14 protein-coding genes are annotated in these 13735 nt (G+C 38.0%); all 14 read left to right on the forward strand.

The features are described from left to right. The first annotated feature begins 2 nt into the window (after positions 1-2). The 14 genes from hisD to B3C16_RS06945 all read left to right on the forward strand — a co-directional run bounded on the left by hisD (position 3) and on the right by B3C16_RS06945 (position 13688). The gene (gene hisD / locus B3C16_RS06880; protein WP_291130213.1) at positions 3-1292 is read left to right on the forward strand and encodes a histidinol dehydrogenase; all 1290 of its coding nucleotides are present in this window, start codon (positions 3-5) and stop codon (positions 1290-1292) included. After that, positions 1285-2298 (forward strand): histidinol-phosphate transaminase, encoded by a 1014-nt coding sequence (gene hisC, locus B3C16_RS06885; RefSeq protein WP_291130216.1) that lies wholly within the window; start codon positions 1285-1287, stop codon positions 2296-2298. Before hisD ends, hisC begins: the two co-directional genes overlap by 8 nt. Continuing rightward, on the forward strand, positions 2295-3386 hold the full coding sequence (hisB, locus tag B3C16_RS06890; RefSeq protein ID WP_121312295.1) for a bifunctional histidinol-phosphatase/imidazoleglycerol-phosphate dehydratase HisB: 1092 nt from the start codon (positions 2295-2297) through the stop codon (positions 3384-3386). Before hisC ends, hisB begins: the two co-directional genes overlap by 4 nt. Then, on the forward strand, positions 3383-3961 hold the full coding sequence (hisH, locus tag B3C16_RS06895; protein WP_291130221.1) for an imidazole glycerol phosphate synthase subunit HisH: 579 nt from the start codon (positions 3383-3385) through the stop codon (positions 3959-3961). The genes hisB and hisH overlap by 4 nt, the downstream gene beginning before the upstream one ends. After that, positions 3958-4671 carry a 1-(5-phosphoribosyl)-5-[(5-phosphoribosylamino)methylideneamino]imidazole-4-carboxamide isomerase gene (gene hisA, locus B3C16_RS06900; protein WP_121312293.1) on the forward strand — a complete coding sequence of 238 codons (714 nt, stop codon included), beginning with the start codon at positions 3958-3960 and terminating at the stop codon, positions 4669-4671. Before hisH ends, hisA begins: the two co-directional genes overlap by 4 nt. Further along, a complete protein-coding gene (gene hisF / locus B3C16_RS06905; RefSeq protein ID WP_291130225.1) occupies positions 4665-5417 on the forward strand; it encodes an imidazole glycerol phosphate synthase subunit HisF in 753 nt (250 codons plus the stop codon). The genes hisA and hisF overlap by 7 nt, the downstream gene beginning before the upstream one ends. Then, entirely contained in the window at positions 5414-6007 is a 594-nt protein-coding gene (gene hisIE / locus B3C16_RS06910; protein ID WP_121312291.1) for a bifunctional phosphoribosyl-AMP cyclohydrolase/phosphoribosyl-ATP diphosphatase HisIE, read from the forward strand. Before hisF ends, hisIE begins: the two co-directional genes overlap by 4 nt. A 134-nt stretch (positions 6008-6141) precedes the next feature. Next, positions 6142-6552, forward strand: coding sequence for a BrxA/BrxB family bacilliredoxin (locus B3C16_RS06915; RefSeq protein ID WP_121312290.1), 411 nt, complete (start codon positions 6142-6144; stop codon positions 6550-6552). 206 nt (positions 6553-6758) lie between these two features. Then, complete coding sequence (locus B3C16_RS06920) at positions 6759-8120, forward strand: rhodanese-related sulfurtransferase (RefSeq protein WP_291130230.1); 1362 nt, start codon at positions 6759-6761, stop codon at positions 8118-8120. After that, positions 8120-9361, forward strand: coding sequence for a peptidase U32 family protein (locus tag B3C16_RS06925; RefSeq protein WP_291130232.1), 1242 nt, complete (start codon positions 8120-8122; stop codon positions 9359-9361). Before B3C16_RS06920 ends, B3C16_RS06925 begins: the two co-directional genes overlap by 1 nt. Then, positions 9362-9592 (forward strand): ferredoxin, encoded by a 231-nt coding sequence (locus B3C16_RS06930; RefSeq protein ID WP_121312287.1) that lies wholly within the window; start codon positions 9362-9364, stop codon positions 9590-9592. Positions 9593-9701: 109 nt separating this feature from the next. Further along, the gene (locus B3C16_RS06935) at positions 9702-10898 is read left to right on the forward strand and encodes a PSP1 domain-containing protein (RefSeq protein ID WP_121314961.1); all 1197 of its coding nucleotides are present in this window, start codon (positions 9702-9704) and stop codon (positions 10896-10898) included. Then, on the forward strand, positions 10876-11367 hold the full coding sequence (locus B3C16_RS06940; RefSeq protein ID WP_291130235.1) for a gliding motility lipoprotein GldH: 492 nt from the start codon (positions 10876-10878) through the stop codon (positions 11365-11367). The genes B3C16_RS06935 and B3C16_RS06940 overlap by 23 nt, the downstream gene beginning before the upstream one ends. A gap of 5 nt (positions 11368-11372) precedes the next feature. Next, positions 11373-13688: a penicillin-binding protein 1A gene (locus B3C16_RS06945; protein WP_291130237.1), complete on the forward strand. Its 2316-nt coding sequence runs from the start codon at positions 11373-11375 to the stop codon at positions 13686-13688. Positions 13689-13735: the final 47 nt, after the last annotated feature.

Raw genomic sequence — 13735 nt, forward strand, 5'->3', positions numbered from 1 at the left:
ATATGAAAACTTACATAAATCCAAATCCTGAACAATGGAATGAATTGTCCAAAAGACAAACTGTAGCGACAGCCGATTTAAACGAAACCGTAAAATCCATTTTTAACGACATTGAAAAAAATGGTTCGGCTGCCGTAAAAAAGTACACCAATTATTTCGATGGCATTTCTATTAAAAATATAGCCATATCAACTGCAGAAATAGAAAAAGCTATAGCCGAAATTCCAATCGAATTAAAAAAAGCAATTCAAGTTGCAGCTGATAATATTTCGAAATTTCACAGTTCTCAAAAAGAAATTCCAACCAAAATCGAAACCACTTCGGGTGTTTTTTGCTGGAGAGAAAGTCGCGCCATTGAAACAATTGGCATTTACATTCCCGGCGGAACAGCACCGCTTTTTTCTACTGTATTGATGTTAGCCATTCCGGCTAAAATTGCTGGTTGCAAAAACATAATTCTGTGTTCGCCACCAGATAAAAACGGCAACATCAATCCAGCTATTTTGTATGCTGCGCAATTGACCGGTGTAACTCAAATGTATAACGTCGGCGGCATCCAAGCGATTGCCGCTATGACCTTTGGAACCGATGAAATTCCGAAAGTCGACAAGCTCTTCGGTCCCGGAAATCAATACGTCACAGCGGCCAAACAATACGCACAACAATTGGGTTTAGCCATCGATTTGCCTGCCGGACCAAGTGAATTATTGGTCATTGCCGATGACATTTGCGACCCTGAATTTGTTGCTTCCGATTTGCTTTCGCAAGCTGAACACGGTGGCGATAGCCAGGTAATTTTAGTAACCCATTCAGAGGAAATTGTTTCGAAAGTGGCAGCAGCCATTGAAAGTCAAAAAGCACTTTTACCTCGACAATCCGTTGTAGAAAAAGCTTTAGAAAACAGTCGTGCTTTGGTTTTCGATAGTATTCAAACCGGAATCGAGTTCAGTAATTTTTACGCACCAGAGCATTTGATTTTGGCTATAAAAGATGCCGAAAATAAAATTGAATTCATCGAAAATGCCGGTTCGGTTTTTATTGGCAATTACAGTTGTGAAAGCGCCGGAGATTACGCCAGCGGAACCAATCACACGTTACCAACTAATGGTTATGCGAAGAATTACAGCGGCGTTTCGTTAGACAGTTTTGTCAAAAAAATCACGTTTCAAAAATTGACTTCCAAAGGCATACAAAACCTTGGCTCAACGATTGAACTCATGGCTGCAGCCGAACAACTAGATGCCCACAAAAACGCGGTTTCCATCCGATTAAAAAAATTACAAAATGGATAATATCTCTAATTTAATTCGGAAAAACATTCTTTCGTTAACGCCGTATTCGAGCGCGAGAGATGAATACAAAAGCAATCAAGGCGTCTTTTTGGATGCCAATGAAAATCCGTATGGCAACTTAAACCGCTATCCCGATCCATACCAATGGCGTTTGAAACAAATTTTGAGCAGTCAAAAGAAAGTAGCTATTGAAAACATTTTAATCGGTAACGGAAGCGACGAAATCATCGATTTAGTACAACGTGTTTTTTGCGAACCAAATCAAGACAAAATCATCCTTTGTCCACCAACTTATGGGATGTATGAAGTCTATGCGAACATCAATAATCTTGAAATCATTTCAATTCCGCTTACCAAAGAATTTCAATTGAATACTGAAGCTATTTTGGAGCAAAAGGCTAAAGTTTTGTATTTATGTTCGCCCAACAATCCGACTGGAAATTATTTAGAAAATCTGGAATACATCATTGAAAACTTCAACGGCATTGTGTTTTTAGACGAAGCTTACATCGACTTTAGTGAACAACCTTCTTTAGTTTCTAAAATCAAACAATATTCTAATTTAATTATTTCACAAACGTTTAGTAAAGCTCGAGGTTTGGCAGCAGTTCGCATCGGAATTGCTTATGCAGATGAAAACATGATTTCGGTGATGAATAAGGTAAAACCGCCATATAATGTGAGTCAATTGAATCAAGAAGCTGCGGTAAAATCACTTGCCGATGAAGCTACTTTCAAATCGAATGTACAACTGATAAAATCCGAACGGAAATTGCTTAAGAAATCCCTTTTGGCTTTAGATTTTGTAACCAAAATTTATCCGTCAGAAGCTAATTTTTTATTAGTCGAAATGGAAAATGCAACCGCCATTTACAATAGTTTAATAGAACAACAAATCATCACACGAAACCGAAGTTCGGTAGTTGAAAATACGATTCGAATTACCATCGGAACTCCAAGAGAAAATCAACAATTAGTCTACGCATTACAATTAGTCACATCATGAAAAAAGCTTTATTTATAGACAGAGATGGCACGTTAATCATCGAACCACCGATAGATTTTCAAGTCGATAGTTTGGAAAAATTGGAATTTTATCCGCAGGTTTTTCAGTATTTATCACGCATTGCCAAAGAATTAGATTATGAGTTGGTCATGGTAACAAATCAAGATGGAATGGGAACTAATTCGTTTCCAGAAAATACCTTTTGGCCAGCTCAAAATAAAATGATAAAAGCGTTCGAAAACGAAGGAATTCAATTTTCGGATGTGATTATTGATGTGTCATTTCCAGAGCAAAATTTGCCAACACGAAAACCTGGAACTGCGTTATTGCAACAGTACATCAAAGGCAATTATGATTTAAAAAATTCCTTCGTAATTGGAGATAGAGTTACTGATATTCAACTAGCAGAAAATTTAGGAAGTCAGGCGATTTTTATTTCAGCTACAGCCAATGAACGAGCGATTTTATCAACGACTTCTTGGGAAAAAATCTATCAATTTTTAAAGGAACAACCTCGCGTTGGAAAATTAATTCGAACAACAAAAGAAACCGAAATTGCAATTGAAATTAACTTAGATGGAAACGGAAAAAGCAACATCAAAACCGGTTTAGGATTTTTCGATCATATGCTCGACCAAATTGTCAAACACGGAAATATAGATTTAAACATCAACGTAGAAGGCGATTTGTATGTTGATGAACACCATACTATTGAAGATGTCGGAATAGCTTTGGGCGACGTTTTTGCGCAAGCTTTGGGTTCTAAAAAAGGCATTACGCGTTACGGTTTTTTACTTCCGATGGACGATTGTTTGTCGCAAGTTGCATTGGATTTTGGTGGTCGTTCATGGTTGGTTTGGGATGCGAAATTCAACCGAGAAAAAATCGGAGAAATGCCAACCGAAATGTTTTCACACTTTTTTAAATCGTTTTGTGATGGTGCCAAATGCAATTTAAACATCAAAAGTGAAGGCGAAAACGAGCACCACAAAATAGAATCAATTTTCAAAGCGTTCGCCAAAGCAATAAAAATGGCGGTTCAAAAAGACGGAACTAACGGCATACCAAGCACCAAAGGAATATTATGATAGCATTAGTAAAATACAACGCAGGCAACATTACTTCTGTGAAAAATGCCATCGAACGATTGGGGTATTCATGTGTCGTAACCGATGATGAAACGATTTTGAAACAAGCTGAAAAAGTAATTTTTCCTGGTGTGGGCGAAGCAAGTTCGGCAATGAAGTATTTGAAAGAAAAAGGTTTGGACCAAGTAATCAAAAACCTTAGACAACCGGTTTTAGGAATATGTCTCGGGCAACAATTATTATGTCAATTTTCTGAAGAAGGAAACACAGAATGTTTAGGAATTTTCGAAGCAACAGTTAAAAAATTCGAACCCAAATTGAAAGTGCCTCACATGGGTTGGAACAACATTTCACAGTTAAACTCTGAATTATATTACGGAATTTCAGCAGATGAAAATTTCTATTTTGTACACAGTTACTACGTCGAAATCAGTAAAGAAACAACAGCCATTTGCGATTATATCGTTCCGTTTAGTGCATCGATGCAAAAGGATAATTTTTACGCCACACAATTTCATCCTGAAAAATCATCTAGTGTTGGCGAGCAACTTTTACTAAACTTTTTAAAATTATGAGAATCATTCCAGCCATAGACATCATCAACGGAAAATGCGTCCGATTGACCAAAGGCGATTATGCCACGCAAAAAATTTACAATGAAAATCCATTGGAAGTAGCCAAATATTTTGAAGACAACGGCTTCCAATATTTACATTTAGTGGATTTGGATGGAGCAAAATCGAACCAGATTATCAACCATAAAGTATTGTATCAAATTGCAACAAAAACCAATTTGAAAATCGATTTTGGTGGTGGATTAAAACAAAGAAAAGACCTCGAAATCGCTTTTGAAAACGGAGCCAATCAAGTTACGGGCGGAAGCATTGCATCTAAAAATCCAACCGAATTTTTAAATTGGTTGACTGAATTTGGAAGTAATAAAATCATTTTAGGCGCCGATTGTTTGAACCGAAAAATTGCCACTCAAGGTTGGTTAGAAACTTCAGAAATTGATGTCGTGGAGTATATTTCTGATTATGTTTCCAAAGGAATTTCAATTGTGATTTGTACCGACATCTCAAAAGACGGCATGCTTCAAGGTACTTCTAATGAATTGTATTCGGTCATTTTAGAAAAGACCAAAGTGAATTTAATTGCGAGTGGCGGCGTGACAACTATTTCGGATTTAGAACTATTGAAAACCATCGGATGCGAAGGTGCCATCATCGGAAAAGCATTATACGAAGGCACAATAAAAATTGAAAACTTACGCGAATTATGTTAAAGAAAAGAATCATTCCGTGTTTGGATATTAAAGACGGACGAGTCGTGAAAGGTATACAATTTTTGGCACTAAAATATGCCGGAAATCCAGTAGAATTGGCTTCATTTTATTCTAAAAACGGAGCGGATGAGTTAGTACTTTTAGACATCAGCGCGACCTTGGAAAAGCGAAAAACCTTAGCGGAAATGGTCACGCAATTGTCAAAAGAAATTAATATTCCCTTCACCGTTGGCGGCGGCATTCAATCGGTTGAAGAGGCGCGATTACTATTGCAATCCGGTGCGGATAAAGTAAGTATTAATTCGGCTGCCGTTTTGAATCCTGAGTTGATTACCCAAATTTCAGATGCTTTTGGAAGTCAGAGTTTAGTGGTTGCCATCGACATCAAAAAAGTGGAAAACGATTGGTTTGTTTTCATAAAAGGTGGAACAGAATCCACAGGAATTTTAGCCATCGATTGGGCAAAAAAAGTCGAAGAATTAGGAGCTGGAGAATTACTAATTACGTCTATGAACAATGATGGTTCCAAAAACGGATTTGCATTAGACATCACCAATGCTATAAGTGAAGCGGTTTCTATTCCAATAATTGCTTCTGGTGGCGCTGGAAATGCAAAAGACTTTATCGATTTATTCACTAAAACCGAAGTCAGCGCCGGATTAGCCGCCAGTATTTTCCACTTTAACGAAGTCCCGATTTCAACTTTAAAAAACATTTTAAAAACTAAAAACATACCCATCAGATGACCTTAGATTTCTCTAAATATAACGGATTAATTCCAACGATTATTCAGGACAACCAAACGGAACAAGTGTTGATGCTAGGTTACATGAACGAAGACGCATTCCAAAAAACACAAGATGAAAACATTGTGACCTTTTTCAGTCGAAGTAAAAACAGGTTGTGGACCAAAGGCGAAACTTCTGGAAATTTTCTAAAAGTAGTTTCCATAAAAGATGATTGCGACCAAGATGCATTACTGATTAAAGTGATTCCAAACGGACCAACGTGTCACAATGGAACGACTTCTTGTTTTGACAATGAACCTCAAATTTCTTTTCTAAATGAGTTGGAAAAAGTCATTGAAGAACGTATTTCAATCCCAAGTTCAGAATCTTATGTCACTTCACTTTTCCAAAAAGGCCTCAATAAAATTGCTCAAAAAGTTGGCGAAGAAGCAGTCGAATTGGTCATAGAAGCCAAAGATGACAATGCTGATTTGTTCTTGAATGAAGCCGCTGATTTACTGTTTCACTATTTAATATTGCTCAAAGCAAAAGGCTTTAGTTTAGAAAAAGTAGAAACCATTTTAAAAGACCGAATGAAGAATAAATAAAATCGGATTTTTAGACTATCAAACAATAACAAATCTTTATCATTTCTTTAAAACTTCCCTTTAGAATTCTCATTATCTTTGCAACAGATTTCAATATCTAATATTTAATTTCTAATATTTAAAATCAAAAAAATATGTACCCAGAAGAAATGGTATTGCCAATGCGCGCTGAACTTTCAGAAGCTGGCTTTCAAGAATTATATACAGCAGCTGACGTTGAAAACGCGATTAAAGCAGAAGGAACGACTTTAGTAGTAGTAAATTCGGTTTGTGGTTGTGCGGCAAGAAATGCTCGTCCGGGAGCTAAAATGAGTTTAGATGGCGCTAAAAAACCAGACCATTTAATCACTGTTTTTGCCGGTGTTGACAAAGAAGCTGTTGATGCAGCTCGCCAACAAATGTTTCCTTTTCCACCGTCATCGCCAAGTATGGCTTTGTTCAAAAACGGCGAATTGGTACACATGTTAGAACGTCACCACATTGAAGGTCGTCCGGCAGAATTAATCGCAGAAAACCTTAAAGATGCATACGCAGAATTCTGCTAAAAAAAAATTAAAAAAACTTCACGCAACCTTTTCTATTGAATTGCATCTCTTGAATAAGATGCCATGAAAATGGGAGAAATGCTATGAAAAAGAAACCCAACGGTCTAAAAACTGCTTGGGTTTTTTTATTGCAAAAAAAATGTAAATTTGCACCGAATTCTTCCATTTAGAACTCACAACATATTTCTCACTTAAACGTTTATAGCATGCAACTGTATAACACCTTAAGCGCAGAAGAAAGAGCCGAATTGATTGACCAAGCCGGCAAACAACGACTAACGTTGTCTTTCTATGCGTATGCCAAAATTGAAGATCCAAAAAAATTTCGCGACGATTTATTTATCCAATGGAACCAACTCGATGCCTTAGGCCGAACGTATGTTGCCAAAGAAGGAATCAACGCCCAAATGTCGGTTCCGGCCGAAAACATTGAAGCTTTCCGCGAAACATTAGAAGCCTATGATTTCATGAAAAACATCCGCTTGAATGTGGCTGTGGAACACGATGACCATTCGTTTTTGAAGTTGACTGTGAAAGTTCGGGACAAAATTGTAGCCGATGGTTTAAACGACGAAACCTTTGATGTAACCAATATTGGTGTACATTTAAAAGCCAACGAATTCAATCAGATTTTAGAAGATCCTAACACGATTGTGGTTGATTTCAGAAATCATTACGAAAGCGAAATTGGGCATTTCAAAGGCGCGATAACTCCGGATGTGGAAACTTTTAGAGAAAGTCTGCCTATCATCAACGAACAATTAAAAGATTTTAAAGAAGATAAAAACCTAGTGATGTATTGCACCGGTGGTATTCGTTGTGAAAAAGCTTCTGCTTACTTTAAACACCAAGGTTTTAAAAATGTGTTCCAATTAGAAGGCGGAATTATCAATTATGCCAAACAAATCAAGGAAGAAAATCTGGAAAGTAAATTCATCGGAAAGAATTTTGTTTTCGACCATCGTTTAGGCGAAAGAATTACCGACGATATTGTTTCGCAATGTCACCAATGTGGAAAGCCGTGTGATAATCACACCAATTGTTCCAACGATGGTTGTCATTTGCTGTTTATCCAATGTGACGATTGTAAAGCGGCTATGGAAAATTGTTGTTCCAATGAATGTCTGGAAATTACCCATTTGCCTTTGGCGGAACAAGTAAGATTAAGAAGCGGAAAGCAAGTCGGCAACAAAGTCTTCCGCAAAGGAAAATCTGAAAACCTGAAATTCAAACATTCGGGCGAACTCTCCGATATTGCTTTGGCTACAGCCAAAAAAAAACCAACCGACATTCGCCAAAAAATAAAGGTGAAAAAAGTACTGGTTGGTAAGGTCGAACACTATTACACCAAAGCCAGAGTTGGCCTTTTCATCATCGAAAACCAAGAACTGAATATTGGTGACAAAATCATCATCTCCGGACCAACAACCGGTGACGAAACTTTAATTTTGGAAAAAATGTTAGTAAACGGCAATGATAACGTGGTTGCAAAACCTAGTGACAAAGTAACTTTTGAAGTGCCGTTTCGAGTTCGTTTGTCTGATAAGTTATTTAAAATCATCCACTAATGACTACTTCGGAAAGACTTGAATTGATGGCGCCGGCTGGCAATTTCGAATCACTGCAGGCGGCTTTAGACAACGGATGTGATTCGGTTTATTTTGGTGTCGAACAATTAAACATGCGTGCGCGTGCTACAGTGAATTTCGTTTTAGATGATTTGCCTGAAATTGCCCGCCGATGTGAAGAAAAAAACGTCAGAACCTATCTGACTTTAAATACTATTATTTACGATCACGACTTGTCTGTCGTGAAAACCCTTTTGGCAAAAGCCAAAAAAGCCAAAATTACTGCGGTAATTGCATCAGACCAAGCAGTCATTATGACCGCAAGGACAATGGGTATTGAAGTACACATTTCAACCCAATTGAATGTGACCAACATTGAAACCGTAAAATTCTACGCAATGTTTGCCGATACAATAGTCTTGTCTCGTGAGTTAAGTTTACGACAAGTAAAAAAAATCACTAATGATATCGAAAAAGAAAGAATCAAAGGACCAAACGGCAATTTGGTTGAAATTGAAATTTTTGGTCATGGTGCACTTTGTATGGCGGTTTCGGGCAAATGTTATTTGAGTTTGCATTCTCATAATTCTTCTGCCAATCGCGGTGCTTGCAAACAAAATTGCCGTAAAAAATATACTGTAATCGACCAAGAAAGCGGATTCGAAATTGAAATCGATAATGAATACATGATGTCACCTAAAGATTTATGTACGATTGATTTCCTAGACCAAGTCATTGATTCCGGTGTCAAAGTTTTGAAAATTGAAGGTCGAGGACGCGCTGCCGATTATGTGGCAACCGTAGTAAAAACTTATCGCGAAGCCATCGATTCCTATTACCAAAATACCTTTTCTAAAGAAAAAATTAATATTTGGATGGAAACCCTTTCTACCGTTTACAACCGTGGATTTTGGAGCGGATATTATTTGGGACAAAAACTGGGAGAATGGAGCGATAATCCCGGTTCGAGCGCTACTCAGAAAAAAGTTTACATTGGTAAAGGCATGCATTATTTCCCAAAGACCAATATAGCCGAATTCAAAATCGAAGCCTATGATATCAAAAAAGGCGACAAAATCTTAATCACAGGACCAAGCACCGGAGCTCAAGAAATGTTTATTGAAGATATGATGGTCAACGATTTGCCGTTGCAGAAAGCCTCAAAAGGAGATAGTTGTACTTTAAAAGTGCCTTTTCGTATCCGTTTGTCCGACAAAATATATAAAATTGTAGAAAATTAAATGGTTATTATTACGCTACAAAGAGACAAATGTATTGGTTGCAATTACTGTGTAGAAATGGCACCGGGACAATTTCAGATGTCAAAAAAAGATGGTAAATCGGTGCTTTTAAAATCGGTGAATGCCAAAGGATTTTACACCCTGAAATCAGCCGACCATACTATTGTTGAAAATTGCGAATTGGCAGAAAAAGCGTGTCCTGTCCACATTATCACCCTGAAGGAAACTTAAAAATTTTGCGGCTAATTTTAACCGAAAAAACAATATCTTTACACTTTTAACGTTTATGATAAGTAGTGCTGATTATATTCGGCGCAACCAACATACCTATATCCAAATTATGGCTTGTACAAGTTGTTCAACTTCCGATGGCGGTGCGCCAAAAGGATGCAAAAATAATGGGACTTGCGGCACCGATAGCTGCAACAAATTAACCGTTTTCGATTGGCTCTCCAACATGAGTTTGCCCAATGGAGAAGCACCTTTCGATTGTATTGAAGTGCGTTTTAAAAACGGAAGAAAAGAATTTTACCGCAATACCGAAAAACTAACTTTAAGCATCGGTGACGTAGTAGCTACTGAAGCTTCTCCTGGTCACGATGTCGGAATTGTAACCCTTACAGGCGAATTGGTTAAAATTCAAATGAAGAAAAAAGGCGTAAATCACACCAGTCCTGAAATCGCAAAAGTTTACCGAAAAGCCTCTCAAAAGGACATCGATATTTGGAGCGATTCTCGTGACAAAGAAGAACCGATGAAGGTAAAAGCCCGTGAATTGGCGATTGCTCACAAATTGGAAATGAAAATTTCTGATATCGAATTCCAAGGCGATGGTTCTAAAGTGACTTTCTATTACACTGCGAACGATCGTGTTGATTTCCGTTTGTTAATCAAAGATTACGCGCGTGAATTCAGTACTAGAATTGAAATGAAACAAGTCGGTTTCCGTCAGGAAGCTTCTCGTTTAGGCGGCATAGGTTCCTGCGGAAGAGAATTGTGTTGTTCCACTTGGTTAACTGATTTCAGAAGCGTCAATACTTCGGCGGCACGTTACCAACAATTGTCTTTGAATCCTCAAAAATTAGCCGGTCAATGTGGTAAATTGAAATGTTGTCTGAACTATGAATTAGACACTTACATGGATGCGCTAAAAGATTTTCCGGATTTTGAAACCAAATTAAAAACCGAAAAAGGCGATGCCGTTTGTCAAAAACAAGACATTTTCAAAGGCCTAATGTGGTTTGCCTATTTTGACAATTTTGCCAATTGGCATGTGCTGAACATCGAGCAAGTCAAAGAAATTGTGTCCCAAAACAAACAAGGCAAAAAAGTGAGTTCGCTTGAAGACTTTGCGATCGAAATTGTAGCCGAACCTGAAAAAGATTTCAACAATGCCATGGGACAAGAGAGTTTGACTCGTTTTGACCAACCTCGTAATAAGAAAAGAAACAATAACAAAAATAAAAAGCGCAAACCTTTTGGTGCCGATAAAAAACCTTCATCCGACAATAAAAATGAGCCTAAGATTAAGAAATAGTTTTATCCTGCTTTTGGTAGCGGTACTTTTATTTTCTTGCGACGAAAAAAGAGTCTTTGACGAATACAAATCCGTCGGAAAGGAATGGCACAAAGACAGTGTTGTTACTTTTGATTTGCCACAATTGGATGCAAAAAAATTGTACAATTTATACGTTAACGTTAGAGATAACGATGATTATCCTTTCAATAATTTGTTTCTGATTGTTTCATTAGAACAACCAAACAGACAAATAAAAGTAGACACTTTGGAATACCAAATGACCAATCCTGATGGCACGCTTCTTGGTGATGGGTTCACGGACATTAAGGAAAACAAGTTGTTTTACAAGGATAAAGTGAGTTTTACACAAAAAGGAGTTTATAAAATTCACATCAAACATGCAGTGAGACAAACCGGCAAAATAGAAGGCGTTCCTTCGCTTCCCGGCATCTCCGATGTTGGTTTTAGAATAGAATCTACAGAATAAAAAATATGGCACAAAAAAATAATACCGCAACAGTTAAAGACATTAAATACTACCAAAAGAAATTTTGGCAGTTGTTAGTTTACGGACTTGGTGTAATGATATTGTTTTTCTTTTTGGCATCATGGGGTTTTTTCGGCAGTATGCCATCCTTTGAAGACTTAGAAAATCCGGAATCTAATTTGGCCACCGAAATTATCTCTTCTGATGGTGTCACCATTGGGAAGTTTTATAACGAAAACCGAACACCAATCAAATACGAAGATTTGCCACCACATTTGGTAAAAGCCCTTGTCGCTACCGAAGATGAGCGTTTCTACGAACATTCCGGAATTGATGGTAGAAGAACTTTAGGCGCAGCCATAAAATTAGGTTCCGATGGTGGTGCGAGTACCATAACCCAACAGTTAGCCAAATTACTTTTTCACGGTGAAGGTTCCAGTTTCAAGCCTTTTCGTGTGATTCAAAAAGTAAAAGAATGGATTATCGCCGTTAAATTAGAACGTCAATATACCAAAAACGAAATCATCGCCATGTATTTAAACAAAGCTGATTTTGTGAATACAGCCGTTGGAATTCGTTCGGCTTCCAAAGTATATTTTGGCAAAGAACCACGCGATTTATCCATTGATGAGGCAGCGATGTTTGTCGGAATGCTTAAAAATCCTTCCCTTTACAATCCTTTGCGTCGTTTGGAAAAAGTCAAAAACAGACGAAATACGGTTTTAGACCAAATGGTGCGAAATAAAGTTTTAGATAAGACATCGAGAGATACTTTAGCCAGCAAACCTATCGTTTTGAACTTCCATCCTGAAAGTCATAAAGAAGGAACGGCAACCTATTTCCGTGAATTCCTTCGTGAGTACATGAAAAATTGGGTCAAAGAAAACAAAAGAGCTGATGGCAGCGATTGGGATATTTACAGCGATGGTCTGAAAATTTACACCACAATCGATTCCAAAATTCAGGAACATGCTGAAGAAGCTGTTCAGGCACATATGAAAAATCTGCAACAAGAATTCTTTGCTGAGCAAAAAAACAATAAAAATGCTCCTTTCATCAACATTACCGATGACGAAACCAAACGCATCATGAACCAAGCGATGAAAAACTCTGAGCGTTGGAGAGTAATGAAAGACATGGACAAATCAGAAGAAGAAATCATCGCTTCCTTTGATGTGAAAGCCAAAATGAAAATCTTCTCTTGGAAAGGAGAAATCGATACGTTAATGACCCCTATGGATTCCATCCGTTATTACAAACACTTCCTCCAAGCGGGATTAATGTCGATGGAACCACAAACCGGACATATCAAAGCTTGGGTTGGCGGAATCGATTATAAATATTTCCAATACGATCACGTTGGTCAAGGCGCAAGACAAGTGGGTTCAACATTTAAACCTTTCGTTTATGCAACTGCGATTGAGCAACTAGGCATGTCACCTTGTGATTCTATCATCGATAGTCCATTTATGATTCATAAAGGAAGACACAACGTTACCAAAGATTGGGAACCAAAAAATTCTGATCATCAATACCGAGGCATGGTGACTTTAAAAAGAGCTTTAGCGCTTTCCATCAATACGGTTTCAGCCAAATTAATTGACAAAACCGGACCAGACGCCGTTGTGAATCTAACCAAAAAACTAGGCGTTAAATCAGAAATTCCTGCTCAACCTTCTATTGCGCTAGGTGCAGTTGAAATTACGGTTGAAGATATGGTGGCGGCTTACAGCACATTTGCCAATCAAGGGGTTTACATCAAACCACAATTCATCAGCAGGATTGAAGATAAAAACGGGGTTGTCCTTTACGAACCTGTTCCCGATTCTCATGACGTGTTGAATAAAGACATTGCTTATGCCGTTGTAAAATTATTAGAAGGTGTAACCGAAAGTGGTTCGGGGGTGCGTTTAAGAACGGAAGGTGGCGGAAGCGGCGACAATCGTTGGACAGGTTATCCCTATATGTTCACCAACCCAATTGCGGGTAAAACCGGAACTTCTCAAAACCAATCCGACGGTTGGTTTATTGGAATGGTACCTAATTTGGTGACTGGCGTTTGGGTCGGCTGTGAAGACCGTTCGGCGCGTTTCAAAGGCATTACTTACGGACAAGGCGCCACTGCTGCTTTACCAATTTGGGGTTATATGATGAAAAAATGTTATGAAGACAAAGACCTCCAAATCTCCAAAGATCCTTTCGAAAGACCGGATAATCTCTCCATCAAAGTAGATTGTTGGACACCAAGAAAAGTAGAAACCGATTCCACAGCAGTTCCAACCGAGGAAGAAGAACAAAATATTGATGATTTTGAATTGTAAAATTGCTTACGCCTGTTCGCTGCGCTAGGGTTAGGAGCTATTTTCGG

Source organism: Flavobacterium sp. UBA7682 (assembly GCF_002482945.1).
GTDB lineage: Bacteria > Bacteroidota > Bacteroidia > Flavobacteriales > Flavobacteriaceae > Flavobacterium.

What these genes read in the sequence shown, in the direction of transcription:
- B3C16_RS06925 (WP_291130232.1), top strand. Translation starts at nt 8,120, where the DNA reads ATGACTACTTCGGAAAGACTTGAATTGATGGCGCCGGCTGGCAATTTC.
- B3C16_RS06940 (WP_291130235.1), top strand. Translation starts at nt 10,876, where the DNA reads ATGAGCCTAAGATTAAGAAATAGTTTTATCCTGCTTTTGGTAGCGGTA.
- B3C16_RS06920 (WP_291130230.1), top strand. Translation starts at nt 6,759, where the DNA reads ATGCAACTGTATAACACCTTAAGCGCAGAAGAAAGAGCCGAATTGATT.
- hisD (WP_291130213.1), top strand. Translation starts at nt 3, where the DNA reads ATGAAAACTTACATAAATCCAAATCCTGAACAATGGAATGAATTGTCC.
- hisIE (WP_121312291.1), top strand. Translation starts at nt 5,414, where the DNA reads ATGACCTTAGATTTCTCTAAATATAACGGATTAATTCCAACGATTATT.
- hisF (WP_291130225.1), top strand. Translation starts at nt 4,665, where the DNA reads ATGTTAAAGAAAAGAATCATTCCGTGTTTGGATATTAAAGACGGACGA.
- hisB (WP_121312295.1), top strand. Translation starts at nt 2,295, where the DNA reads ATGAAAAAAGCTTTATTTATAGACAGAGATGGCACGTTAATCATCGAA.
- hisA (WP_121312293.1), top strand. Translation starts at nt 3,958, where the DNA reads ATGAGAATCATTCCAGCCATAGACATCATCAACGGAAAATGCGTCCGA.
- hisC (WP_291130216.1), top strand. Translation starts at nt 1,285, where the DNA reads ATGGATAATATCTCTAATTTAATTCGGAAAAACATTCTTTCGTTAACG.
- B3C16_RS06915 (WP_121312290.1), top strand. Translation starts at nt 6,142, where the DNA reads ATGTACCCAGAAGAAATGGTATTGCCAATGCGCGCTGAACTTTCAGAA.
- B3C16_RS06945 (WP_291130237.1), top strand. Translation starts at nt 11,373, where the DNA reads ATGGCACAAAAAAATAATACCGCAACAGTTAAAGACATTAAATACTAC.
- B3C16_RS06930 (WP_121312287.1), top strand. Translation starts at nt 9,362, where the DNA reads ATGGTTATTATTACGCTACAAAGAGACAAATGTATTGGTTGCAATTAC.
- B3C16_RS06935 (WP_121314961.1), top strand. Translation starts at nt 9,702, where the DNA reads ATGGCTTGTACAAGTTGTTCAACTTCCGATGGCGGTGCGCCAAAAGGA.
- hisH (WP_291130221.1), top strand. Translation starts at nt 3,383, where the DNA reads ATGATAGCATTAGTAAAATACAACGCAGGCAACATTACTTCTGTGAAA.